Annotated in this window: 22 protein-coding genes; 8 read left to right on the top strand and 14 right to left on the bottom strand. The window is 68.2% G+C overall.

Annotated elements, in window-relative coordinates:
* Positions 1-46 precede the first annotated feature (46 nt).
* Together ACZ50J_RS20085 and ACZ50J_RS20080 are read left to right on the top strand one after the other, a co-directional pair.
* Positions 47-1,459 (top strand): class II fumarate hydratase, encoded by a 1,413-nt coding sequence (locus ACZ50J_RS20085; protein ID WP_464298928.1) that lies wholly within the window; start codon positions 47-49, stop codon positions 1,457-1,459.
* Between the two features lie 77 nt (positions 1,460-1,536).
* Positions 1,537-2,688, top strand: coding sequence for a magnesium and cobalt transport protein CorA (locus ACZ50J_RS20080; RefSeq protein ID WP_464298927.1), 1,152 nt, complete (start codon positions 1,537-1,539; stop codon positions 2,686-2,688).
* 174 nt (positions 2,689-2,862) lie between these two features.
* On the opposite strand, the gene ACZ50J_RS20075 is transcribed toward ACZ50J_RS20080, so the two are convergent.
* The 7 genes from ACZ50J_RS20075 to ACZ50J_RS20045 all read right to left on the bottom strand — a co-directional run bounded on the left by ACZ50J_RS20075 (position 2,863) and on the right by ACZ50J_RS20045 (position 12,477).
* On the bottom strand, positions 2,863-4,026 hold the full coding sequence (locus ACZ50J_RS20075) for a calcium:cation antiporter (protein WP_464298926.1): 1,164 nt from the start codon (positions 4,024-4,026) through the stop codon (positions 2,863-2,865).
* A gap of 190 nt (positions 4,027-4,216) precedes the next feature.
* Complete coding sequence (locus ACZ50J_RS20070) at positions 4,217-5,896, bottom strand: HAD family acid phosphatase (protein ID WP_464298925.1); 1,680 nt, start codon at positions 5,894-5,896, stop codon at positions 4,217-4,219.
* Between the two features lie 269 nt (positions 5,897-6,165).
* Complete coding sequence (locus ACZ50J_RS20065) at positions 6,166-7,080, bottom strand: D-alanyl-D-alanine carboxypeptidase family protein (RefSeq protein ID WP_464298924.1); 915 nt, start codon at positions 7,078-7,080, stop codon at positions 6,166-6,168.
* Positions 7,081-7,360: 280 nt separating this feature from the next.
* Positions 7,361-7,495 (bottom strand): hypothetical protein, encoded by a 135-nt coding sequence (locus ACZ50J_RS20060; protein ID WP_464298923.1) that lies wholly within the window; start codon positions 7,493-7,495, stop codon positions 7,361-7,363.
* A 19-nt stretch (positions 7,496-7,514) separates the two neighbouring features.
* A complete protein-coding gene (locus tag ACZ50J_RS20055; protein WP_464298922.1) occupies positions 7,515-9,293 on the bottom strand; it encodes an ABC transporter ATP-binding protein in 1,779 nt (592 codons plus the stop codon).
* 1 nt (position 9,294) lies between these two features.
* Entirely contained in the window at positions 9,295-11,922 is a 2,628-nt protein-coding gene (lanKC, locus tag ACZ50J_RS20050; protein WP_464298921.1) for a class III lanthionine synthetase LanKC, read from the bottom strand.
* A 135-nt stretch (positions 11,923-12,057) separates the two neighbouring features.
* On the bottom strand, positions 12,058-12,477 hold the full coding sequence (locus tag ACZ50J_RS20045) for a MarR family winged helix-turn-helix transcriptional regulator (RefSeq protein ID WP_464298920.1): 420 nt from the start codon (positions 12,475-12,477) through the stop codon (positions 12,058-12,060).
* A 101-nt stretch (positions 12,478-12,578) separates the two neighbouring features.
* Between ACZ50J_RS20045 and ACZ50J_RS20040 the strand changes: the two genes are divergently transcribed.
* Positions 12,579-14,411: a chloride channel protein gene (locus tag ACZ50J_RS20040; protein ID WP_464298919.1), complete on the top strand. Its 1,833-nt coding sequence runs from the start codon at positions 12,579-12,581 to the stop codon at positions 14,409-14,411.
* Positions 14,412-14,461: 50 nt separating this feature from the next.
* Here the strand turns inward: ACZ50J_RS20040 and ACZ50J_RS20035 are convergent, their stop codons facing one another.
* The 6 genes from ACZ50J_RS20035 to ACZ50J_RS20010 all read right to left on the bottom strand — a co-directional run bounded on the left by ACZ50J_RS20035 (position 14,462) and on the right by ACZ50J_RS20010 (position 19,104).
* A complete protein-coding gene (locus tag ACZ50J_RS20035; RefSeq protein WP_464298918.1) occupies positions 14,462-15,871 on the bottom strand; it encodes a GntT/GntP/DsdX family permease in 1,410 nt (469 codons plus the stop codon).
* A 117-nt stretch (positions 15,872-15,988) separates the two neighbouring features.
* Positions 15,989-16,723: a type 1 glutamine amidotransferase gene (locus tag ACZ50J_RS20030; RefSeq protein ID WP_464298917.1), complete on the bottom strand. Its 735-nt coding sequence runs from the start codon at positions 16,721-16,723 to the stop codon at positions 15,989-15,991.
* A 5-nt stretch (positions 16,724-16,728) separates the two neighbouring features.
* Positions 16,729-17,640, bottom strand: coding sequence for an LURP-one-related family protein (locus ACZ50J_RS20025; protein ID WP_464298916.1), 912 nt, complete (start codon positions 17,638-17,640; stop codon positions 16,729-16,731).
* Between the two features lie 109 nt (positions 17,641-17,749).
* Positions 17,750-18,145, bottom strand: a complete 396-nt coding sequence (locus ACZ50J_RS20020) for a VOC family protein (protein ID WP_464298915.1) — start codon at positions 18,143-18,145, stop codon at positions 17,750-17,752.
* A gap of 27 nt (positions 18,146-18,172) precedes the next feature.
* Entirely contained in the window at positions 18,173-18,346 is a 174-nt protein-coding gene (locus ACZ50J_RS20015) for a hypothetical protein (protein WP_464298914.1), read from the bottom strand.
* Positions 18,331-19,104 (bottom strand): SCO family protein, encoded by a 774-nt coding sequence (locus ACZ50J_RS20010; protein WP_464298913.1) that lies wholly within the window; start codon positions 19,102-19,104, stop codon positions 18,331-18,333. The genes ACZ50J_RS20015 and ACZ50J_RS20010 overlap by 16 nt, the downstream gene beginning before the upstream one ends.
* Before the next feature lie 83 nt (positions 19,105-19,187).
* On the opposite strand from ACZ50J_RS20010, the gene ACZ50J_RS20005 reads away from it, so the two are divergent.
* The 5 genes from ACZ50J_RS20005 to ACZ50J_RS19985 are packed head-to-tail and all read left to right on the top strand — an operon-like array spanning position 19,188 to position 23,516.
* Positions 19,188-19,724, top strand: coding sequence for a MarR family transcriptional regulator (locus ACZ50J_RS20005; RefSeq protein ID WP_464298912.1), 537 nt, complete (start codon positions 19,188-19,190; stop codon positions 19,722-19,724).
* Positions 19,721-21,088 (top strand): ClC family H(+)/Cl(-) exchange transporter, encoded by a 1,368-nt coding sequence (locus tag ACZ50J_RS20000; RefSeq protein ID WP_464298911.1) that lies wholly within the window; start codon positions 19,721-19,723, stop codon positions 21,086-21,088. Before ACZ50J_RS20005 ends, ACZ50J_RS20000 begins: the two co-directional genes overlap by 4 nt.
* A 51-nt stretch (positions 21,089-21,139) precedes the next feature.
* Complete coding sequence (locus ACZ50J_RS19995) at positions 21,140-22,423, top strand: threonine/serine exporter family protein (protein ID WP_464298910.1); 1,284 nt, start codon at positions 21,140-21,142, stop codon at positions 22,421-22,423.
* A complete protein-coding gene (locus tag ACZ50J_RS19990) occupies positions 22,420-23,094 on the top strand; it encodes a hypothetical protein (protein WP_464298909.1) in 675 nt (224 codons plus the stop codon). The genes ACZ50J_RS19995 and ACZ50J_RS19990 overlap by 4 nt, the downstream gene beginning before the upstream one ends.
* The gene (locus tag ACZ50J_RS19985) at positions 23,091-23,516 is read left to right on the top strand and encodes a PNPOx family protein (protein WP_464298908.1); all 426 of its coding nucleotides are present in this window, start codon (positions 23,091-23,093) and stop codon (positions 23,514-23,516) included. The genes ACZ50J_RS19990 and ACZ50J_RS19985 overlap by 4 nt, the downstream gene beginning before the upstream one ends.
* A gap of 1 nt (position 23,517) precedes the next feature.
* Here ACZ50J_RS19985 and ACZ50J_RS19980 read toward each other — a convergent pair whose 3' ends face one another.
* Positions 23,518-24,021, bottom strand: a complete 504-nt coding sequence (locus ACZ50J_RS19980) for an OsmC family protein (protein WP_464298907.1) — start codon at positions 24,019-24,021, stop codon at positions 23,518-23,520.
* Positions 24,022-24,065 lie beyond the last annotated feature (44 nt).

Below are 24,065 nucleotides of genomic sequence, written 5' to 3'. Positions count from 1 at the left end.
TGCTGATCGACGCTTCGGCATACGTTCATGACGGGAGCCGAAAGCTATGTCAGCACAAGGTGATTCAACCTCCGCGACGCGCACCGAGCGCGACTCGATGGGCGACATCGAGGTACCGGTCGATGCCAAGTGGCGTGCGCAGACCCAGCGCGCGGTGGAGAACTTCCCGGTGTCCGGCCGGCGGATCGAGCGGGAGCTGATCGGGGCACTCGCGTCGATCAAGGGCTGCTCCGCCTTCGTCCGTGGCGAGCGCGGCATGCTCGACAAGCGCAAGGCACAGGCGATCCACGACGCGGCGGCGGAGGTCGCCCGCGGGGACTGGGATGCGCAGTTCCCGATCGACGTCTTCCAGACCGGCTCGGGCACGTCCTCGAACATGAACGCCAACGAGGTCATCGCGACGCTGGCCCAGGAGTCGCTGGGTGAACCGGTGCATCCCAACGACGACGTCAACGATCCGTTCTCGTCCAACGACCAGTTCCCTGCCGCCATACACATCGCCGCGACGCGCGCGGTCGTCCGCACGCTGATCCCGGCGTTGGAGCACTTCGCCGACGCATTGGAGCGGAAGGCGACCGAGTTCGCCGACGTGGTGAAGTCGGGGCGGACGCACCTGATGGATGCGACGCCGGTCACCCTCGGTCAGGAGTTCGGCGGATATGCCGCGCAGATCCGGCTCGGCGTCGCACGCCTGCAGGACGCACTCCCGCGGGTGGGGTCACTCCCACTCGGCGGCACCGCGGTCGGCACCGGCATCAATGCACCGAAAGGCCTTGCTGGTGAAGTGATTTCACGCCTGGCAGACGACATGGGCCTGCCGCTCACGGAGGCCGCGGACCACTTCGAGGCACAGGGTGCGCGCGATGCGCCCGTGGAACTGTCCGGAGTGCTGCGGACGATCGCGACCAGCATGACGAAGATCGCCAACGACATCCGCTGGATGGGGTCCGGCCCGCGGACCGGGCTGACCGAGATATTCCTGCCGGACCTGCAGCCCGGCAGCTCGATCATGCCCGGCAAGGTCAATCCGGTGCTGGCAGAAGCGGTGTGCCAGGTCGCAGCACAGGTCGTCGGCAATGACGCGGCGGTCGCGTGGGGTGGCGCCGCCGGCAATTTCGAGCTCAATGTGATGCTGCCGGTCATCGCCGACAACCTGCTGCAGTCGATCGAGATCCTGTCGAACGTCAGCGTGCTCTTCGCCGATCGGTGCATCGACGGCATCACCGCCAACGTCGACCGGTGCCGTGAGTTCGCCGAGTCCTCACCGTCCATCGTGACTCCGCTCAACCACTACGTCGGGTATGACGAGGCCGCCGCGATCGCCAAGCAGTCCCTCAAGGAGGGCAGGACGATCCGCGAGGTCGTCGTCGAACGCGGACACGTGCAGAGCGGCGCGATCAGCGAGGCCGACCTTGGCCGGGTGCTCGACGTACTGGCGATGACCCGCCCCGCCGACTGACGCAGTTCACGCCGACTGACGCACGTGCACGTGCGTCGGTCGATGGCACGTGCGTCACTCGGCACTACGCTCGGATGGTGCCGAACTGGAGGAACCGCGCCTTCCGCCCGACGGACGTGCTGGGCACCCGCCGTCGCCCGTCGCCGAGCGAGGACGCGCCCGAACGTGTGCTGCAGCCTCGTCGTGACCAGGACCCGGTGCCCGTCGAGGAGTCGGTCGTCGAGAAGGCGCTCTACTGCAACGGTCGCCGGGTGGAGGCCCCGCGGTCGCTGCGTGAGGCCATGCACCGGCTGCACGAGCCCGACAAGCCGATGGCCTGGATCGGTCTCTATCACCCGACCGAAGACCAGATCAACGACATCGCAACGGTTTTCAACCTGCACCCGTTGGCCGTCGAGGACGCGATCGTCGCGCATCAACGCCCCAAGCTCGAACGGTATGACGACACGCTCTTCGCGGTGCTGCGCCCAGCCATCTACCTGGACGAGTCGGAGACGGTGCAGATCGGCGAGCTGCACATCTTCATCGGCCCGGATTTCGTGCTGACCGTCCGGCATACCGACCGGCCGAAGCTGGCACCGGTCCGGGAGCGCCTCGAGGGCGACCCGGAGCTGCTCGCCCGCGGCCCGGAGGCGGTGCTCTACGCGATGATCGACTTCGTCGTCGACCGGTACGCACCCGTCGTCGCCGGGCTGGAGAACGACATCGACGAGATCGAGAACCAGGTCTTCGAGTCCGACCCGGCCGTGTCCCGTCGCATCTACGAGCTCTCCCGTGAGGTCGCCGAGCTGCAGCGTGCGACCAAGCCGCTGCTGCAGATGATGCGGGACCTGGAGGCCGGGTTCGACAAGTACGGCACGGACGAGGAACTGCAGCGGAATCTGCGAGATGTGCAGGACCACGTCACCGGCGTCGTCGAGCGCGTGGACGGTTTCCGCAGCACGCTCGCCGACATACTCACCCTGAATGCGACGCTCGTCGCCCAGACCCAGAACGAGGAGATGCGCCGCCTCGCCGAGGCGGGGATGGACCAGAACGACGAGGTCAAGAAGATCTCCGCGTGGGCCGCCATCCTCTTCGCGCCGTCGCTGATCAGTGGCATCTACGGCATGAACTTCCACCAGATGCCCGAGTTGGCCTGGCGGGTCGGCTATCCCTTCGCGATCCTGCTCATGCTCATCGTGTGCAGTGTGCTCTTCGTCGTCTTCCGTAAACGGAAGTGGCTCTGACCACCACGTCGGTCGAGTGCCGGGGGAGCGCAGCGGAGGAGGTCTATCGAGACCCTTGCAAGGTCTCGATACGCGATTCCCCCGCTCCGTCACCCCACGAAGTTCTCCCCCGCTCCGCTCCTCCGATACTTCGCGGGGACCCCGACTCGCTCCTCCATCGCTACTCGACCGACGTCAGGGGTTCGCGGCGAGGAAGATGAACGCCGCCATCAACAGCAGATGTATGCCGCCCTGCAGCCGCGTGGCACGACCCGGCACGACGGTGAGGATGCCGACGGCCGCGGTGATCCCGAGCAGCACGATCTGGGTGTTCCCGAGGCCGAGGTGCAGGTCGGTGGGCAGCCAGATCGACGCGACCGCGATGACCGGGATGGTCAGGCCGATCGAGGCCATCGCGGACCCGTAGCCGAGGTTCAGGCTGATCTGCACACGGTCCCGGCGTGCGGCGTTGACCGCGGCGAGCGTCTCCGGAGCGAGGACGAGCACCGCGATGATCACGCCGACGAAGGAGTGCGGCAGGCCGAGTGACCGGACGCCGTCCTCGATGGGCTTCGACTCGACCTTCGCCAGGCCGACGACCGCGACCAGCGAGACGAAGAGCAGCACCAGGCTCTGCACCGCGGCACGGTTGCTGGGCGGTTCGGCGTGCTCGCCCTCGGACTCCTGTGTCGCCGGATCGTCAACGAGAGCAGCCCTTTCCGGCTCGCTGCCGCGAGCGAGTGGCTGGTAGTCGTCGCGGTGCACCGGCAGGAAGAAGTCGCGGTGCCGCACGGTCTGGGTGACGACGAAGAGGCCGTAGAGCGCGAGCGAGGCGATGGCCGCGAAGGTCAGTTGCGACCCGGAGAACTCCGGTCCGGAGACGCTCGAGGTGAAGTTCGGCAGCACCAGGCACACGGTCGCGAGGGTCAGCACGCAGGCGAGTGCCGCGCCCGTCCCCTCGGCGTTGAACGTGACGGTGTTGTGCCGCATCGCGCCGACCAGCAAGGAGACGCCGACGATGCCGTTGCAGGTCAGCATCGCCGCGGAGAAGACGGTGTCCCGGGCCAGTGTGTTGGCGTCGGAACCGCCGCTGACCATCAGCGTGACGATCAACGCGACCTCGATGACGGTGACCGCGACGGCCAGCACCAACGACCCGAACGGTTCACCCACCCGGTGCGCGACCACCTCGGCATGGTGGACGGCGGCCAGCACGGATGCGCCGAGCAGCACGGCGACGATGACGATCCAGGCGGCGCCGACGTGTCTGCCGAAGGTGAACGGGAGCGGGAGCAGTGCCAGGACAGGAGCCCAGACGGTCCAGCGGGCCAGTACGGTGCGCAGTCGAGTCGGGTTCACCTGCGCCATTATCCCGGGTCGGACCGCCGCCTTGTCGCCGAGCGGACAACACAACGACCGAGAGGGCACGTGGATCGACCCGACCGGGTCGTTCCACGTGTCCTCTCAGCGTGTTCCGTGCCTCTTCGGCGGTCTCGATACGTCCGCCGCCGCTTCGCTCCTGCGGGCACTCGACCCGCGGGTCAGCGGTTTACGGCAGGTAGTACGTCGGGTTCGGCAGCTTGACCGGCACCAGAGCGTGCCCGCCGATCAGGTCGCTGAACTGGTCACCGAAGTTGGCGATGATGTTGTAGTCACCGCCGGAGCGCGACTCGACGTGCGCCCGGGTCTGCGACTTGTACTCGATCGTCGTGCACTTGGCGGTCGCGCACTTGATGTACGACGGCTGCTGGCTGTCTCCCTTGCCGGTCCACTTCGTGTAGTAGTTCGGCGTGGTGAAGCCGGTGTAACCGACCTTGGCGAGGTTACCGATGGTCGCGGCCTTCTGGTCGTCGTTGCGGCCGGTCAGGCCGATGAGGGTGCACCCGGACTTCTTCGCGGCGTTCACCAGGCTGACCATCCCGGGCGTGGCCGGGAACCGCTGGTCCTGCACCCACTGGTCCTGCAGGACCGGATCGAAGTTGAACTTCATCGCTCCGTCCTCCATGTCATAGGTCATCAGCGTCGTGTCGTCCGCGTCGAGCACGATGGCCGGCTTGGCGCCGAAGATGCTGCCGACCGTGCAGGCCGCCGAGAGCACCGGCGTGATGCTGGAGGTGAGGCGCTTCATCTCGCTGATGTACGGCGAGGCCGTCTTGTTCGCGATGCCGTCCGAGCCCGCGCCGTAGTACGTGCGGATCGTCGACTTCACCGAGTCGATGTTCGGAATACCCTCTCCGCCTTGGGTTTTCCCGCTCGACCCGTCGGCGTTCATGGTGAAGTGGGTGCGCGGCGCCAGCTTCGGTTCGTTCATGCCGGGCAGGTCGGGGGAGGGCAGGTAGTAGGTCGGGTTCGGCAGCTTCAGAGTGTTGTCGGCATACCCGCCCTGCAGGTCGGAGAACTGGTCGCCGACGTTGAGCGCGATGTCGTAGCCCATCGACTCGATGTGCTTGCGGGTGCCGGCCTTGTACTCCACGGTCGTGCACGACGAGGTCGCGCACGTGATGTATGACGGCTGCTGACTGTCACCCTTGCCGGTCCACTTGGTGTAGAACCGGTCGCTCGTGAAGCCGGTGTAGCCGACCTTCTTCAGGTTGTCGACGGTGGCGGTCTTCTGGTCGTCGTTGCGACCGGTGAGGCCGAAGATGGTGAAGCCGGCGTCCTGCGCCGCCTTCACGAAGGTGACCATCGCGGGCGTCGCCGGGAACTTCTCGTCCTGCACCCAGGTGTCCTGCAGCGCCGGGTTGAAGTTGAAGTGCATGGCGCCGTCTTCCATGTCATAGGTCATCAGCGTCGTGTCGTCGGCGTCGAACACGATCGCGGGCGTCTTACCGTGTGCCCGGCTCTGCTGGTAGAGACCCTTCAGCTTCTTGGTCTCCTTCGCCAGGATCGACGTCATCTCGGAGATGTATGGCGAGGAGGTCTTGCTCGCGATACCGCTGGAGTCGGCGTTGTAGTAGGTGCGGATCGTGGACTTCACCGAGTCGATGTTCGGGATGCCCGCGCCACCGGCCGTGGTCCCGCTGGATCCGTCGGGTGCCATGGTGAAGTGCGTTCGCGGCGTCAGGTGCTTGTCCGTCCGCGACGACAGAGACTTGACGGACCGCTGGTGGGACAGCTGCGTCGTCGGGGACGAATGGCCCGGATCGGCGACGGCCGCGGGCGAGAGGGCGAAGGCGGGCGCTGCTGCTGCGACCGTGATCGCGGCGAGCGTTGCTGCACGACGATGCATGTTTCATCTCCGAAGATGTGGCGGAACGGGCGCACCGACACTACTGCCGTACGGCGGCCGGTGGGCCGAACTCGGCAGAACGGCACGACGGCACAGGGACGGCAGCGGACGGCCGCGGAGACGACGACCGGGACCGGGGGTGGAGCTTTCGAACTCGGCAGGACGGCACGGGGACGGCCGCGGAGACGACGACCGGAACTGGGGGTGGCGCCGCCGAACTCGTTCGGCGGGCGCCACCCCCAGTCCCGCGAGGAGTCGGAGCCGAGAACTCAGCCGACGAAGTTGAAGTGGTAGTCCTCGCCCTCTTGCAGTGTCGGGGCGAACGGGTTGTCGAAGCCGAAGTCGGCCTGATGGGTGAGCAGCCACCGGTTGGCGACTTCGCCCCACGAGTAGATCCACGGGTCGTCGCGTTCCTCGAAGTCGATCGCGAGACCGAGTCCGTGGTTGGACGTTCCTGGGCGGGCAGCGCGGGGAGTGCCGAACTTCTCGTGCCAGTAGAGCTGCTCGTCGTACGAGCGATAGGTGAGGTCGATCGCCGCGTAGTGGCCGAAGCTGCGTTTGAACGCGGCCTGCAGACGGTGCAGCGCGTCCAGCGCGGAGCCGTTCAGATAGCGCGGCGTGCTCGGGGTGTAACCGGGTTCGAAGGTGGATTCGGCGTTGTAGCACAACGGGATCGGCGACAGCAGGTGCGTCGGGATGCATCCGTTGAGCACCCGCGGGTCGGTCGCGTAGACCGCGATCGTGCCGCCATTGACGTAGCCACGATCGGTGCGGATCCACGGGCCGTCGTCGACCAGCGCCCCGTGCACCTGCTCATGACTGGCATACCGGCCGATGATCGGATGACAGAAGTCCGGACCCGAGCGGATGTTGGCGAACTGGTTGTCGGTGGTGACCCGCCCGATGATGCGGGGGCACGGGGTCGACGGCGCGGTCGTCGGCTGATCAGCGATCAGGTAGTCGGTGCTCACGCAGCCGCCGACCAGCGGTCCCTCGGTGATCTGCAGCCACCCGGCATACACGATGCCGACGACCCGAGCGTCCGGCATCAGCAGGCCGACCGCCGGGTATGCCGTGCTCGGTCCCATCCGGACGTTCAGGCTGTCGATGCCCGGAGCGACGAAGCGCGCAACTGCGCCGGCGTCGGCCCCGAGCTGCGCAGAGTCGGAATGTGTGGTGGTCACGGTCGCCCCTCCCTTTGCGATCACGCTCCCATTTCACCAGAGTCCGGTGGTGCCGATGTGACGTTCGACGTCGCCGATGTCGAACAACACGCGAAACACGCCGTGTCCGACCGCCCGCCATGCGAGCGGCCGGACACGAGTAGCGGTCAGTACTGGCAGTGGCGGCGCGTCCAGCAGGCGCCGTCGACGCTGATCCAGCTGTTCAGGCCGAAGAGCGCTTCGGGTTCGTCGGTCTCCATGGCTTGCAGGTCCAAGATCGTTTGCATGATCATTCCTTCCGTCAGGCCGGGCATCGGTGGTCGTAGGGCATCCGGCAATCGGACGAGATGCTGAACCAGCTCCCCGCACCGAAGAGCTCATCGGGCCTGTCGACATCCTCGGTGTCGAGGACCTGGAGTTCGATGACTGTCTTCATCTGAGTTCCCTTCCTTCCATCATCTGTGTGAACCAACCCTGATCGACAGGGAAGTCGTGTCGGGCGCGGACGCGTCCGGTCCGATCCGGAGGGCCTGCACGAGATCGACGTAGAGCGCACAGGTCGACATCAACTCGAGATGACGGCCGGCTGCCAGGAGTCGACCGTGCTCCATGACGAAGATGCGATCCGCGTCGAGGACCGTCGACAGACGGTGTGCGACCGTGATGACCAACCCGTGGCGTGCCGCGCGGTGGACAACATCGGCGGCGACGAGCTCGGTCACGGCGTCGAGTTGCGCGGTCGCTTCGTCGAGAATCGAGATTCGCGGTGGCCGAATCATCATGCGTGCCAACGCGATCCGTTGAGACTCCCCGCCGGAGAGGAGATCTGCGGCGATCGGGGAGTCGAGACCCTGGGGCAGCATCCGTAGCCGGTCGGCGAGTCCCACGGCTGCCAACGCCGTCCAGAGTTCGTCGTCGGTGGCTCCGGGATGGCGGATGGACAAGTTGTCTCGCACGGTCCCGGCCAGCAGCGGCGCGGCCTGTTCGACATACCCGATCTGATCGCGCACGCTCGTCAACGACAGTTCGCGGAGGTCACGGGATCCGATCAGGACCGCGCCGTCGTCCGGGTCGACGAGGCCGAGAAGGAGCGACAACACGCTCGTCTTCCCCGCACCGGACGGTCCGACGATGGCGCAGTGGCCGCGCTCGGGGAATGCGAGCGACAGCTCGCGCAGCGCGGGACCGGTGGCGCCCGGGTACGTCAGGCTCGCGTTCGCCACCCGCAGTACGCCGGATGACGGGGCGATCTCGCCCGTCCGACGTTCCGGCTCGAGCGTCAGGATCGCGTTGATCCGGCGGGCCGCCGCTGCCCCCGCCTGCAGACCGACGATGTTGCGCGCCAGGTCGCTGGCCGGCGGGACCAGGAGCACGAGGTAGAGGAGGAAGGCCACGAGCGTCGCAGTGGTCAGGTCGCCGGCGCCCACCCGCAGCGCTCCCACGCCGAGAACCGCGAGTATCGCCAACTGGATTCCGGCGGAAGCGACTGCCGCGCCTGCAGACTCGGCGAGAGTGGCGCGGAACGAGTGCTTGGTCGCTGCCTTGGCGTGATCGCGCATCAGCGCCGCGTTGCGGTCCTGTGCGTTCGACGTCTTGACCGTGCGCAAGGCACCGATGATGCCGTCCAAGGTGGCGCCGATCCGGGCGACCGCGACCTGCGTCTGCTCGAAGGAACGCGCAGCGGGTCGCTGGATGAGCGCGATCAGGACGGCGATCGCGGTGATCGCGAGCAATGCCACCAGCAGGAGGACCGCATCGAGCCGTGCCATCAGCACGACCGACCCGACGACCGTGCACACCGAGGTGAGGATGCCGACGACCCCGGTGCTGGTCGCCTCACGAAGCAACGGCGGATCGGCGGTGATCCGGGAGACCAGCTCGCCGCGCGGACGACCGGTCAGCTCGGACATTTTGACCCGCACCAGACTGTCGGCCACCAGCGTCCTGGCCCGCTCGACGGTGTGTGTCCCGACCCACGCGAGCACCATCTGTTGCGCGACGCTGAGAACCAGGCTCGTTGCGAGCAGACCGAGCAGCACTCCGACCGGACCGTTCAGGGAGGGCCGGTCGGACCAACCGTCCACCACGGACTTCGTCGCGAGTGGACTGGCCAGGCCGGCAGCGGCTCCGAGCAGTCCGATCAGTTGGGCGATGCCCAGCACCCGCGCGTTCGGCCGTATCCACGGCCACAGCAATCGAACGATCGACGCGTCGGTGCGCTCTTGTCCGGACACTTCAGTCCACCGTCCAGGCGCGCGCCTCGGGGTGTGAGGTCGACTTGGCCAGCGCGAGCAGGACGCCCGCCGCTCCGCTGGTCAGGTCGGCATGCAGCCGCGCGTCCAGCGAACCGAGGGGGACGAGGCCGGCGCCCCACGGGACGAGATGTTTCGTGATCGACGTGGCGATCCGTTGCGCGGTATGCAGATCGTCGTCCGTCCCGGCCCATCGGGAGTGCTCGACGAATGCGTAGACCCAGCTGCCGACACCGGCGTCCAGACCCGGCTGCACCGACAGGTGCATGCGCATCCCGTCGAGCACGTGTGGCAGCGCATCCGACAGGGCAGGGTCACCGCCTTGCGCGACGGCCCGGGAGAGGGCGCAGGCGACGCCCGCCGATCCGGAACCCAGGTAGGCGATCGTGCGCCGGCCGCCGAGATCGTGGAAGCGGATCGTGCCGTCGGGGTCCACGGTGCCGAGTGCGAGTTCGGCTGTGAGCAAAGCGTTGGCGACGTCCCGGTAGCGCATCTTCCCGGTCGTGTCCGCGAGGCTGAGCAGGAAGAGCGCGAGACCGCTGAGGCCGCATGTCAGGCCGGGAGTTCGACGGGCGGCGGCCAGTCGGTCCACCTGCGCGCACAGCAGGTCACCGATCTCCACCGCCGCACCGCTGTCCGCCGACGGGTCCGCACGGCAGACGCCCAGTTGCGCCATGCCGATGCCTGCCAGTCCGTCGCCGAGATCGGCCCACGCGGTGAAGCGCTGCTCGACGGGTCGCCCCCTATCGGCTGCGATCCGCCGGAGTTGCCGCGTGAGCGGGTGCTCATGCACGCGCTGCATCAGTCCGGCAGCTGCCTCGGTCCGTCCGGCATCAGCCAGCGCCCACGCGATGCCGGCCAACCCGGACCGCAGGCCCGGCGGAAGCGGCGCCGGAGCATCGCCGAGCGCCGCGACCGTCTCGAGCTCCAAGCGGTCCCAGTACTGCGCGAGTTGGTCCTCGGGCGTATCGACCTGACGCAGCGCGTCCAGTACGCCGGCCGCTCCGTACGCCCGGCCGAGGCTTCCACGGCGGTAGCCGTCCGGGTGCAGCGGGAACATCCAGTCGTCGCGGTCCGGTCGGGCCATCGACAGGAGCCCGTCGCGGAGCATCCCGGTCATCCGGCAGAGCGCGTCGGAAGGTGTCTCGTCGAGCTCCGAGCAGCTCGGCAGCAGCGGGTTGTGTGTGGGCACCTGTGCCAGGAAACGGGTGGCCTCGCGCCACAGTCCTTCCGGCACCGGTATGACGGCCTCCAGGTCTCGGCGTAACAGCGGTAGACGGCCTGCCGGGTCGCGGTCGAGAGGGCCCATCAGTGGGAACAACAAGAGCTGAGCGCACGTCGAGTAGCCGTAATCGTCATGACTGGCAAGGGTTTCCGCTGTGCCGCCGGGCGCCCGGAACCATGGCGTGCCGGGGCTGGTCGCGAGCGTCGTGAGGGTGCCGCTGGATTCGAAGTCGATCAGCCGCGTCGTGCGGTCGTCGGCACCCACCAGGATGTTGCCGTGACTGACGTCGCCGAAGCCGATGCCAAGTGCGTGCAGTCGGTCCAGGTTGCCGCGGATGCTGGTCAGGATCAGCTGGACCTTGTCGAGGTAGTCGGCGCATTCGGCGGGCGATGCATCGAGTCGCTGAAGGACGCCGTTGTGGGAGTACCACGAGACAAGCGGCACTCCGGGCACCAGCTCCATCGCCAGGAAGTCGTTCTCCCAGACCGTGAAGTGTTCGATCGGTTCGGGGCACAGCCCAGGGTCGGCGGCGTGAATGGTGCGCAGCATCCGGTACTCGTGCGCCAAGCGTGCGCAGGCGTCGGTCCCATCGGGGTGTAGCCCGTTGTGGCGCCGCGCCTCTTTGAGCAAGACCTTCTGTCCGCTGGTCGCGTCGAGCGCGATGTAGGCACCCCCGGCGTTGCTGTGCTGCACCACGCTCAGCACCCGGTAGCGGCCGTTCAGCAGGCCGTCGTCGTCGGCCTCGCTCGCTGCTTCGGGGCGGGCGAACGGGTCGGCAACTCCCTTGGGTAGGTGGAACCGGGGCTCCCGAGCGTCGGGTACCTGCTCGCCGTGTTCGTCGATCGTCAGTTGCGTCGTCGTGCCGTCCAACTCGACCCGCCCGGTTCCGACGCGCGCGCCGTACCGATAGGAGATGACGCTGTTCGGTGCGTACCGACGGTCGGTGAGGACATAGGGGCCGGTCCTGGTGGCGAGGTCCTCGGCCATTCGCTCCATGACGGCACGCGCCTGGTCCACGTCGACGGGATACAGGGTGCAGAACTTGCCGGACTGCACGCGCGGGCCGTGCTTGTGATGCAGCAACAGGAACTGCAGCGGATCCGCGAGGTGCTTGAACGCGACACCATGGTCGCGGCACGCCTGCGCCGTGCTGTCGAGGGTCGCTTGCGCAGCGTCATACGTCGAGCTGACGTGGATCTTCCACCCCGATCCGATCAGGCGCCCCGGGTCGAAGCCGGCGGGCGACCACGACGTCCACTCCCCGTGGCGCTTCCGTTCCCAGCCGGGGAGCGTCGCACTCGGGAGGTATGGCGCTTCGTCGGTCGCCGCCTCGTATGAGGGGAGGTACAGGTCTGCATGCGCAACCTGAAATGCCAGCTCTGCCATGGTGCCCCTCCGAGTTCCCACCCACCACAGACGTTTCGGTGACGTCTGAACCCCATGAGAGCAAGAGGGCCGAGCCAGGGCGAGCAGCCCGAACAAGCCCGAACAGCCGCCATACGGTGCGGGCCGGCGCTCGGGTCAGGCGGTGTGCAGGGTGGCGAAGAGCTCGTCGACGACGGTGGCGAGCTGTGCGAGCTCCTCGAGGTGATCGGCCGACAACGCGTTGAGCCGCTTGCTGCCCTCGTCGGTCAGCGCCAGTCGCACGACGCGCTGGTCCGTGCCGTCGCGGTGCCGCTCGATGAGTCCGAGCTCCTGGGTGCGGTTGACCAGCTCGACCGCGGTGTTGTGCCGCACCAGGAGATAGCTGGCCACGTCGCCGATCGTCGGGCCCTCGTGACCGCCATGACCGCGAATGGCGAGCAACAGCTGATGCTGGCTCGAGGTCAGACCCATCGCCGCCGCCTGCTCGGCACTCCAGTGCTCGAACTGTCGCAGCCGCGTGCGCAATCGGAGCAGGCGGGCGTAGTCGGCGTTGGTGACGCGTGGGCGGGTGGCCACAGGCTGAGACCCTTTCGGCGAGAGGTGGTCAAACCCTATAACATGTCGCCGCACGACATAGTCGTGTTACGACATAAACGCAACGACAAGCGAGTGACCTCTTGAGCACCACCCAGCCCATCGCGCCCCACGACGTCCCGCGCGATGTCCATCACCTCGGTGACTTCCGCGCCACCCCGCGCCTGCTCGTCATCGCCGCTCTGGCGGTCCCGGTCGGGGCCGTCGCCGCAGTGGTCGCCTGGGCGCTGCTCAAACTCATCGGGTTGATCACCAACGCAGTCTTCTATCAGCGGGTGAGCACCGAGATCGTCGCGCCGGGCGGCGGTCATGCCCACTGGTACATCGTGCTGCTCGCGCCGATCGTCGGCGGGCTCGTCATCGGGGTCATGGCGCGCTACGGCTCGGAGAAGATCCGCGGCCACGGCATGCCCGAGGCGATCGAGGCGATCCTGCTCGGAGGCAGCAAGGTCCAGCCGCGCGTCGCGGTGCTCAAACCGGTGTCGTCGGCGATCGCGATCGGCACCGGTGGGCCGTTCGGTGCCGAGGGTCCGATCATCATGACCGGCGGTGCGATCGGGTCGCTCTTCGCGCAGTTCCTGCGACTGACCGCCGACGAACGCAAGACGCTGCTCGTCGCCGGCTCCGCAGCCGGTATGGCGGCCACCTTCAACACTCCCTTCGCCGCCGTCATGCTGGCCGTCGAGCTGTTGCTCTTCGAATGGCGGCCGCGCAGCTACGTGCCGGTCGCCACCGCGGTGTGCGTCGCCACCGTCATCCGGCATCCGATGCTGGGTAATGGTGTGCTGTTCCCGGTGCACGGCGCGCTGCACGTGACGCCGGTCGCGGATCTGTTGTGTGTCGTCACCGGCATCGTCGCCGGCCTGCTGGCCATCGTGGCGACGGTCCTGGTCTACGCGGCGGAGGACGGTTTCCGGCGGCTGCCCGTGCACTGGATGTGGTGGCCGGCCATCGGCGGCGTGATCATCGGCATCGGCGGCATGATCGTGCCGGAGGCACTCGGTGTCGGCTACAACATCATCGGCGCCGAACTCGACGGCAGCATCTCGCTGGGGCTGGTCGTCGGCATCCTCATCGTCAAGACCCTCATCTGGTCGCTGTCGCTCGGGTCCGGCACCTCCGGCGGTGTGCTCGCGCCGATGTTCATGATCGGTGGCGCGCTCGGTGCGCTCGAGTCGAACATCTTCCCGCACGTCGGTCCCGGCTTCTGGGCACTGGTCGCGCTCGCGGGAGTCCTCGGCGGGGTGATGCGTTCGCCGTTCACGGGTGTCATCTTCGCGATGGAGCTGACCGGTCGCTTCGACGCCATACTGCCGCTGATCATCGGTGCCTCAACGGCATTCGCGATCTCCAGCCTGATGCTGAAGCGCTCGGTGCTGACCGAGAAGATCGCGCGACGCGGCTACCACCTCACTCGGGAGTATGACGTCGACCCGCTCGAGATCTACTTCGTCGGCGAGGTGATGTCCCGCGACATCCTCAGTTACGAGAGCGACCTGTCGGCGGCCGAGGCGCTCGATGTCATCTCCGGCAACGAGCCGGCGACCGTCGAGACGCGGCGGCAGATGCTCTACCCGGTCATCGAGGGCGAGGACACGCTCGTCGGAGTCGTCACCCGCACGCAGTTGGAGACAGCGGTGCACGAGCAGGGCGGCGACACCTCCCTGCAGGAGCTGTGCATCTCCGCACCCATCGTCACCCACGCCGACCAGACGCTGCGCGAGACCGTAAATGCCATGGCTGCCAACGCTGTCGACAAGATGCCCGTCGTCGACCGCGACGACTCGACCCGGCTCGTCGGCCTCGTCTCCCTCACCATGCTGCTCGAGGGCCGGGTGCGGGACGTGCGTGAGGCGAGCGAGTCGGAGCGGGTGCTGCGGTTGCGTGTCGCGCGGCCCGGCTGGTTCGGCGAGTAGGTCGCTACTGTCGTCGGTTACTCGCTCGGAGCTCCCCGGGCTCTCGCGCGTCAGGTGATGGTGCTCAGCAGCATCACGAACGCGAAGCCGACGACCGAGATGGCGGTCTCCATCAGCGACCAGGAGCGGATCGTCTGGCCGACCGTCATGCCGAAGTACTCCTTCACCAGCCAGAAGCCGGCGTCGTTGACGTGCGAGAAGAACAGCGACCCGCAGCCGATCGCGAGGACCAGCAACGCCAGGTGGCTGGGCGACAGGTCGGCCGCCAGCCCGCTCACGATGCCGGCGGCGGTGACGGTGGCGACGGTTGCTGAACCGGTCGCCAGCCGGATGCCGACCGCGACGAGCCAGCCCAGCAACAGCACGCTGATGTTCTTGCCGTCGGCCCAGTCGGCGATGACGTTGCCGACGCCCGCGTCGACGAGCACCTGCTTGAATCCGCCACCGGCACAGACGATCAGCATGATCCCGGCGATGCCTGGCAGCCCGCCGCCGAGTGAGTCACTGGCCTGGCTGCGCGACATACCGGTGCCGATGCCGAGTACGAAGTAGGCGACGACGACGGTCGTCAGCAGGGCCACCGACGGGGTGCCGATCACGTCGAGGACCTGCCGTGCGCGATTGTTCTCGTCGGACACGACGAGGTTGATGATCGCCGACGGCAGCATGAGACCGACCGGCAGCAGCAGCATCGCGACCGAGCGACCGAACCCGGGCGCGCGTTTCAGGCCGGATTTCTCGTCGATGTCCTGTGTGCCGCCACCGGGCAGGGTCGGGTGCTCGATCGGTACCAGCTGATCCAGGACGCGGGCGAGCAGCGGGCCACAGATGATCAGCGTCGGTATGGCGACGATGAGCCCGAAGAGCAGCGTTCGCCCCTGGTCGGCGTGCAGTGATGCGATCGCCGTCTCCGGGCCGGGGTGCGGTGGCACCAGTCCGTGCAACACCGACAGTCCGGCGAGGGCGGGTATGCCGACCAGCATCAATCGCTGGCCGGTATGACGCGCCACCATCAGCACGATCGGGACGAGGATGACGACGCCGATCTCGAAGAACATCGGCAGGCCGATCAGGGCGGCCATCAGCGCCATACCCCACGGGAGGGCGGAGCCGCTCAGCTTGTCGCTGATGGTGTCGACCACCACTCCGGCGCCGCCGGAGTCGACCAGGATCTGACCGAGCATCGCGCCGAGCGCGATGAGCAAGGCGACCGACCCTGCCGTGCCGGCGAAACCGCCGTTCGGAGTGATGGCACCGTTCGTGAAGCTGGTGACCGCGTCGGCCGCCGGCACCCACGCGACGAGGGCGACCATCGCCGACCCGAGGATCAGCGAGATGAAAGGGTGCAGCTTCACCACGACGATCAGCAACACCACCGTGGCGATCCCGGCCAGAGCGGCGAGGGAGAGTTGTGTGTTGCCCGCGTGTGACAGTTGGGCAGCGTCCTTGGCGATCAACATGGACCCGACGGTAGCCACTCGCGGGGAGCGGATGGGCCGCCACCACGTGCCGGGTCCGGCAGAAGGTGCGGTATGGCGCACGCACTGCCGGTCCTGAACGCGTGTCGTGGGTCGGTCTCAGCTCGCCGGCGGGTCGCTGTGCGCAGCCCGTAGCACCAGTGCTGCGAAGCGGGACGCGATGATCGCTGCGGTCCTCCGCACCTCCGGGTCCGCCGCGGCCAGTTCGTCGACGCCGCGAGCGACGCGATCGCGTTCTGCTGCGTCGGTGCTGTGGAACGCGGCGGCCCACTCGGCATACGTTGCCGGGGTGACCTCCGGGTGGAACTGCACACCCCAAGCGTTCGGCGCCGCGCGAAAAGCCTGCTGCGCATAGGGATTCGACGTCCCGAGCAACTCGGCGCCGTCGGGGATCCGCTCGATCGCGTCGCCGTGCATCGACGCCACGGGGAAGGTCGGTCCGAGGCTCTCGAACAACACGTCCCCGGTTGCCGCGTCGGTCGCCTCCACGGTGACCACTCCGGCTTCGGTCCCGTGCAGACCCTTGGCGACCGCGCCCCCGAGCGATTGCGCCAGCAACTGGCCGCCGAGGCAGATGCCGAGCGTCGGCCGGTGCTGCAGCACCGCATCCCGGAAGAGCGCGCGAATCTGCTCGAGCCATGGGAAGCGGGCGTCGTCGTTGCTGCTCATCTCGCCGCCGAGCACGATCAGTCCGTCGTGCCGCAGCCGCTCCGGGACGACGTCGCCGGCATACGGGCGCACGGTCTGCAGGGCGATGCCCTGGGCGGTGAGCCATTCGTCGAACCTGCCCAACCCGTCGTCCGCTGCGGGTTGGACCACCAGCACAGTCGTCATCGCGGTCAGCGGTCGTCCTGCTTGAGAGCCGTGTCGACGGTCAGCGCGGCCGCGATCGCCAAGGACCGCAACGGATCCTGCAGCTCAGGGCGGATGTGCACGACGTAGTTGTCGGCCGTCGTGAACATCGTCGTGAGCAGCCCCTCCCACGTCTTGGTGATGCGCCCGACCTCGACGCCGCTGCCGTCCAGCAGCGCGAAGTTCCAGGCGCGCCAGTTCTCGGCGTTCAGGGTGCCGACGTCCTGGCCACCGACTTGCAGGCCGAAGCGGATCTTGCCGAAGACGTTCTGCTGCACCAGTCGACCGATCTCGCCGCCGCCCGGGCGCTCGACGACGATGGTCGACTTGAAGACCTTGCCCGGCCGCGTCAGCAACAGCAACGGCCGGCCGCTGGTGTCCCGGATCTCCAGGCGGTGCGTCAGGAACTGGTCGAGGTTGCTGACGAAGCGCAGTGCCTTCTTGGCGTTGCTCTGTCCGACCTCGACGACCGCACCGATTTCGGCACCGTCCTGCCCGTAGACCATGTATTCGTTGGTCAGCTCGATCAGCTTGCGCTTCTGGCTCACGACGAGCGTGTGCTCGGTGAAGACGTTGCGGTCGTTGCCGGCCACGGTGTGTCCGACCGGCCCGTTGACCGCGCCGCCGAAGGTCTGGTCGCCATACCCCTGGGTGAAACCGGAGTGCTGGCCGCGCGCGGACTGCGGCTGGCCCTGCTGCGGGTAACCGCCCTGCTGGTTCTGCTGTGGGTAGCCCTGTTGCTGACCGTGTTGTGGGTATGCCGAATCGGGCTGCTGTTGCTGCGGCTGAGGCGCCGGCATCGGTTGGTAGTGCTCGGTCCACTGCTGGCCGTCCCACCAGCGCAGTCGGTTGGTGCCGGCGGGGTCCGGATGCCAGGCAGCGGGCGGATTCGACGTCATGGACACATCCTGTCATTCGGGTGACGGGTGGCGCGGTCCGTCGTGGGGAATCGGTGTCGCCGCCCGGTTGGAGGGTGGACCGTCGGCTTGGATTCCACGGCGGCGCAGGTCAATCGACGACGATCTCGCATTCGAACCCTTCCTCGTTCTCGAGGAAGAGCGCAGTGTGGTCCGGTCCGCCAGCGTGCGGGTAGCGGTCGGCGAAGAGCTCGCTCCAACCGCCCGCGGAGCATTCGGCGCGCAACCGGTCGAGTGTCTGCCGGTCATCGGCTCGCAGGGCCAGATGGTTGAGCCCGGCGCGCATCCGATCGAGTCCGCCGCGTACGGCGGGGGACTGCTCGAGCACGATGTATGGCGCACCGGGTCGGGCCCAGACCCGTCCGACCGGCCATGCGGCGTCGAGGTCTTCGTGCCATCCGATGCGGGTGAGCAGCCAGTCGAATGCCGAGCCGCTGCCGTGCAGGTCGGTCGTCCAGAGCTCGATGTGATGGACCGGACTCGTCATACGGCGAACGGTATCGAGGCTGCAGGGTCAGGGTCGGTAGGGCTGCAACTCGGCCAGCACCTCGTTGAGCGCTTCCGTGCTGGACGGGTGGGTCCAGATGCCGTCGTGCGCTCCTTCGTCGAGGACGAGCCATGGTCGACCCAGCGTCGCACGTCGTCGATCGGTGTGTCGCCACCCGAGCCGGGTCAGTGCCGGAGCCATCGCAGGACCGTCTCGGCCTGCGTCTCGGTCCAGGCCGTCGATGCGGGGGAGTCGAGGTTCTTCCTGCCGTCGGCGTCCATGAACCTCCGGAGTGTGCTCGGGATGCTCCCGGCGGTGGCGTATGGCGTGCCCTCGAGCACGAATCGTTCGCGGCCGGACGCGTCGATGAAGAACACCTCGTCGGAGTGCTGCACGTCGTAGGTCAGCGGCGCTCCGGTGCGCCAGTTGTGCGGGGTGGGTCCGGGGTCGTCGGCGACCCGCTTGCGCCATACGCCGAAGAAGTTCCAGAGCTTGGCGACGTTCGTCGCGCTCCCGGTCCACGCCTGCCAATCCGGCGGCGGATCGGTGAACAGGCGGCGGTAGGCGCTCAGTTGGGTCGTGGTGTCCCTGGCCGGATCGACGGTCAGCGAGACGAAGACGGGTGGTTTGCCGCCGCTCGAGCGTTTCTCCGCGCGTGCCGTCCGCACCACTGTCGCGGTGTCGATGGGGCACGTCTCCTGGCAGAGCGTCATCACATCCGACAGCACGACGATGCGCCCGGTGAGGTCGGCGAGGGAGACCTGTTTGCCGTCGCTCGTCGTGAACCGAAGATTGCGAATTGACGTCGGAATCGATGAATTCAACGGCGTACCAATGCGATCCAACGACGACGCGGGTGCTCCCGGGGAGGAGTGCGCGCTGCCTGCCGCACCGGACGAACAGCCGGTGAGGCCCAAGATGATCAGCGATGCCGTCAGAGCCCAGCGCCGTCGATGCATGGGGCAACGGTGCCATTGCCGACTGGACGTCAGCTGGACGACTCAATTAGTGCATCATGCAACAGTTGCCATATGCTGATGAGATGCCCGAGCATTCCAGCGCCGTGTCCGACTCCATCGATGCGGAGCTGGCGGGGGATGACGCAGCCAGCGTGCTGGCCGGTCAGGCTGACGTCGTCGATGCCGTGCTGGCGGCGAACCGGGTCTTCGTCGCCGTCGCAGCGCGAGCCCTCGTCGGATTGGACGCGGAAGTGACATTGCCGCAGTTCCGGGCGCTCGTGCTGATCGACATGCACGAGGCGATGACCGTGGCGCAGCTGGCCGAGGCACTGAGCGTCGTCCCGTCGACCGCGACCCGGATGTGCGACCGACTCGTCGCCAAGGACCTCGTCGACCGGACCGTGGACAGCGAGAACCGCCGGCAGATGACGCTCACCCTGCGGCCGGAGGGGCACAGCCTGATCGCGCAGAGCACGCGGCATCGCAAGCGCGAGATCACCCGCCTGCTGAAGAGCATCCCGGCGCAGGCCCAGATCGACCTCGCTGCTTCCCTGGGTGCCCTGGTGCGGGCCGCGCACAGCAGCAATCGCACTCGCGCGTCACGGAACGACCGCCCGTGAGCAGGCGACTCGATCGGTGGGTGCGTCGACCGGCCGGCATACCCGCGCTGAGCACGTACGACACGGCCGCGGGCGTCGAACTGCTCGGATTCGCAGCAGCCGCAGCGGTTGTCGGCGTCCTGACCGGCTTGGCCGCAGCGACGTTCCGCGCAGCGCTGTCCTGGCTGGCCGATCGGCGGACCGACCTCAGCGACTGGACCGGCCATCACTGGTGGGTCGCGCCGCTGGTCGTCCTGGGGTGTGCCGCGGCAACCGCCGTGTCGGCCTGGCTGGTGCGCGGCGTCGAGCCGCATGCGGAGGGCAGCGGCATACCGCGCGTCGAAGCTGTCGTCGAGGGCCGCACCGAGCCGGGGCGGTTCCGCATCCTGCCGGTGAAGTATGTCGGTGGCCTGCTGTCCATCGGTGCCGGTCTGGCACTGGGGCGCGAAGGGCCCTCGGTGCAGATGGGCGGCAACATCGCGGTCATCGTCGCGAAACTGACCCGGCGACACGGTGACCAACTTCGCCTCCTGGTGGCCGGCGGTGCGGCCGCCGGGCTCGCGACGGCGTTCAACGCACCGATCGCCGGTGGCGTCTTCGTGCTCGAGGAGCTCGTCCGGCGGTTCGACCCCAAGGCCACGATCGCCACCCTGATCGCATCGGCCGCCGGGTTCGCCGGGGCGCACCTGTTGCTGCCCAGCGAGACCGAGTTCCACGTGGCGCACCTGCACGATCCCCGGCTGTCGCAGGCCGGCTGGGTCGCCCTGCTCGGCATACTCTGCGGACTGGCCGGTGTCGCCTACAACCGGTCCATCATGCGGGCACTGCGCTACGTCGACGGCAGTCGCTGGTCGGCCGAGGCGCGCGGAGCGGTCATCGGTGCGCTGGTCGGTGTGCTGGTCCTCGTCGCTCCGACGCTGGTGGGCGGCGGCGACAACCTCACCGAGGACGCGCTGCTCGGCACCGGCACCTTCGCCGCGGTCGTCGGCATCCTGGCGCTGCGATGGGTGCTCGGCGTCGTCTCGTATGCCGCGTGCACGCCCGGTGGTCTCTTCGCCCCGATGCTGGTGCTCGGCAGTCATCTCGGTCTCGCCGTCGGGCTGATCGCCCACGCGATCGACCCCGGAGCCCCCGAACCGGCCGGCCTGGCGCTCATCGGTATGGCGGCACTGTTCACTGCCAGCGTTCACGCGCCGGTGACCGGCATCGTGCTCGCGACCGAGATGACCGGCACGACCACCTTGCTGTCGCCCACGCTCGGCGCTTGCGCCATCGCGATGACCATCGCAGTCGCCCTACGCGCCGGGGGCATCTACGACCTGCTCACCACGCGAGCGGTCCTCGCCTCGCGTGCCAACGAGAGCGACGCGCTCGATCGTGGCTGATCGCCATACGCGCCTTATAGTGGCCGCGGCATGGTGAGAGGAAGCGGATCGGTGGGTGTCGTGAGCGAGCGGGCGCCATACGCTTCGGGCCGCGGTGACGAGCGCAAGCGGTTGCTGCTCGAGGTCGGTGCCGCACTGCTCGGCGGTGGCGCCGCCTCCAGCGACGTCGAAGACGAGCTGCGGGCGCTCGGTCCCGCCATCGGCTGCCCGGACATCACCGTCGCCGCACTGCCGACCGGGCTGTTCGTCGGTCTCGAGCCGATGGACAGTGTCAGCTTCGTGCCGGTCGATGCCGCGGTGCGGCTGGACCAGAGCTCTGAGGTGCTGGTCGTCATCTCGGCGCTGCGTGCGCGTGAGCTGACCGTCGGTGCGGCACTGCGGAGGTTGGCCGAGATCCGCGAGACCCCACCACGGTGGCCGCGCTGGCTGGGCGACCTGGGCGGCATACCGATCGGCATCGGCCTGTGTCTGCTGCTGCAGCCGTCGGTCCCCAATCTGCTTGTCGTCACAGCGTGTTCGCTGCTGGTCGCGGCGCTGACAATGCTGACGCGGCACTGGCGGTCGTTGGCCAGGCTGCTGCCGGTGGCGTCGGCGTTCGCGACCTCGCTGGTCGTCCTCGGTGCGTTCCACGCGGGCTGGGTGGACGGTCCGCTCCGGCTGATCGTGGCGGCCATCGCGGTCCTGCTGCCCGGCAGCGCCATCGTCGTCGGACTGACCGAGATCGCATCCGGCGCTGCCGCAGCCGGGACCTCGCGCCTGGTGTCCGGCGGCGTGCAGATCTCGTTGTTCATGTCCGGTGTGGTTGCCGCCGGCGCGCTGACCCGGACGCCGGTCGACGCGCTCGGCAACAACACCGGCGGGCATCCCGGCTGGTGGGCCGCGGTGCTCGGCCTCGCGATCTGTGTGGTCGGGCTGATGATCCACTTCTTCACACCGGTCGAGCACGCGCTCGCGATCGCCGTCGTGATGGGCGCGGCCGGCGGCACCCAGGTGCCGTTGCAGATCATCTACAACCCCGAGGTCGGCGGCTTCGCCGGTGCGCTGGCCGCGATGATCGCCGCGATCGTCGTGTCCTGGATCCCCGGTGCACCGGTATGGCGGGTCACCTACGTGCCGGCCTTCCTGATCGTGGCGCCCGGATCGTTCGGGTTGCTCAACGCCTCCCAGATCGAGGTGGGCAGCGGGACCACCAGGTCTCTGCTCACGGCGCTCTCGGCGTTCCTCGCCATCGCCGTCGGCACTCTGATCGGCTCGATCATCGCGCGAGCCGCCGATCACTCCGCCCGCTCGCTCCCGCCGACGACCGACGACGTCGACTGGCCGACGGGGGAATGAGTGGACGCCCGGTGATGCAGCGCTCACGGTCGCAGTCCGCTCGGGACCGGTTCGTCGGGGAGATCCTCGGCGTCGGCACTCGTGAAGGGACGCGCATCGTGGTGGGCGTCTGGGCGGAGTCGCCATACGGGAGCTTCGCGGATGTGATGGTGGAACGCGCGGACGGGCACCGGATCCTGTTGGCGCCGAACCGGCAGATCGCCGAGTATGTCGCAGCGACATACCGATTCGACGAGGTGCGCGTCGTGTCGGTCGAAGTCACACGCGGTGGGGACCAGGTGGCGGTGACGGCGGGCCGGCTGTCGCTGATCGCGAAGCTGGGGCGACGCACGGCGATCGGGTGGGCGCTGCACCTGCTCCCCGACGGGCTCACGGCGCGACCCTGGTTCAGTCGGCTGAGCGATCCCATGGCGCGAAGAGTGTTCCCCGGCGTACGAACTCACGGCACGGCCGGCGCCGGACGGTACGAGTTCTACGGTGCGCACGACCTGCACGCGGTCCGCTCCATCGTCGCCACCTGGGACGGTGAGCCGCTGGGTGAGCTCGCGCCGGTCGAGCCGGCACCGCGCTTCGGCTTCGCATCCACACCGCGTCGCCCGGGGTTGACCAGGCTCACCACGACGGTGGTCCGGCCGGGCGCTGCCGCGGGAGACACGGCGGTGCCGCGATGAGGCTGTCGCGGGAGCAGGCGTTGGATCGACTCACCGCCGACGGCCACGGAGTGCTGGGCACGGTGCACCCGCGACGTGGCGTGGATGCCGTGCCGGTCGTCTACGCGATGACCGGCAACATTGTCGGCATACCGATCGACACGGTGAAGCCCAAGTCGTCGAATTTCCTGCAACGGGAGCGGAATCTACAGGCCGATCCGCGCGCGACGCTGCTGGTGGAGCACTGGGATCGGCATGACTGGTCGCGGCTGTGGTGGGTTCGCGCCGAGCTGCGGTGGCGGGATGACGTTGAGCCGGATGTCGTCGAGGCGCTCGCGATGTCGTTGGCAGCGTCCTATCCGCAGTACCGCGACCGGCCGTTCGCGCGGATGCTGACTCTCGACCTGGTCGGCGTGACGGGTTGGGCCGCGGACGCCGGGTGAACTATGAGCGGCGCACGGTGATCGTGGGTGGCTGCGCGAGCGACTGGCCGACCACGCAATATCGCTCCGTCATACGCGAAAGGCGTTCGAGTTGCTTGTCGTCCGCGTCGGTGTCCGCGGTGAACTCCAGGCTCAGATCCTGTATGCCGACCGGCGCGGAGCGGTCGACTCCGAGGGTGCCGCGCGCGTCGAAGGTGGCGTTCGCCTGACCCTCCACCGACCGCAACTCCAGCCCCGAGGAGAGGGCAACCGCACGCAGCGTGACACCCGCACAGGCGAGCACCGCCTCCAGCAACATGTCCCCGGAGCACGCGTCGGAGCCGTCGCCGCCGGCCGCGCGGTGCAGGCCCGCCTGGGTGATCGATCCGCTCTGCCGGACCGAGAACGACGGCGCCGGACCGCTGCCGTCGCCCGTGGCTGTGAGCGGTGTGAGCGCGGCAGCCGCGTCCTGCCGATAGCGCTCCTTGAGCGGAGCCTGCGCAACTCGCAGTTCGTTGGCATCCATGCTGCCCATTGTCGGCACCGGCCGCGTCGGCGACCAGTGCCGGC

The organism is Flexivirga sp. G2, from assembly GCF_055397625.1.
The sequence above is the reverse complement of the archived record's forward strand: the minus strand, read 5'-3'. Positions and strand labels throughout refer to the sequence as shown.

Coding starts and splice junctions, on each gene's coding strand:
- ACZ50J_RS20060 (WP_464298923.1), bottom strand. CDS start 7,495: ATGAAGACAGTCATCGAACTCCAGGTCCTCGACACCGAGGATGTCGAC.
- ACZ50J_RS20030 (WP_464298917.1), bottom strand. CDS start 16,723: ATGACGACTGTGCTGGTGGTCCAACCCGCAGCGGACGACGGGTTGGGC.
- ACZ50J_RS20035 (WP_464298918.1), bottom strand. CDS start 15,871: ATGTTGATCGCCAAGGACGCTGCCCAACTGTCACACGCGGGCAACACA.
- ACZ50J_RS19990 (WP_464298909.1), top strand. CDS start 22,420: ATGAGTGGACGCCCGGTGATGCAGCGCTCACGGTCGCAGTCCGCTCGG.
- ACZ50J_RS20015 (WP_464298914.1), bottom strand. CDS start 18,346: ATGGCTCCGGCACTGACCCGGCTCGGGTGGCGACACACCGATCGACGA.
- lanKC (WP_464298921.1), bottom strand. CDS start 11,922: ATGGCAGAGCTGGCATTTCAGGTTGCGCATGCAGACCTGTACCTCCCC.
- ACZ50J_RS19985 (WP_464298908.1), top strand. CDS start 23,091: ATGAGGCTGTCGCGGGAGCAGGCGTTGGATCGACTCACCGCCGACGGC.
- ACZ50J_RS19980 (WP_464298907.1), bottom strand. CDS start 24,021: ATGGATGCCAACGAACTGCGAGTTGCGCAGGCTCCGCTCAAGGAGCGC.
- ACZ50J_RS20010 (WP_464298913.1), bottom strand. CDS start 19,104: ATGCATCGACGGCGCTGGGCTCTGACGGCATCGCTGATCATCTTGGGC.
- ACZ50J_RS20070 (WP_464298925.1), bottom strand. CDS start 5,896: ATGCATCGTCGTGCAGCAACGCTCGCCGCGATCACGGTCGCAGCAGCA.
- ACZ50J_RS20085 (WP_464298928.1), top strand. CDS start 47: ATGTCAGCACAAGGTGATTCAACCTCCGCGACGCGCACCGAGCGCGAC.
- ACZ50J_RS20025 (WP_464298916.1), bottom strand. CDS start 17,640: ATGACGTCGAATCCGCCCGCTGCCTGGCATCCGGACCCCGCCGGCACC.
- ACZ50J_RS20005 (WP_464298912.1), top strand. CDS start 19,188: ATGCCCGAGCATTCCAGCGCCGTGTCCGACTCCATCGATGCGGAGCTG.
- ACZ50J_RS20020 (WP_464298915.1), bottom strand. CDS start 18,145: ATGACGAGTCCGGTCCATCACATCGAGCTCTGGACGACCGACCTGCAC.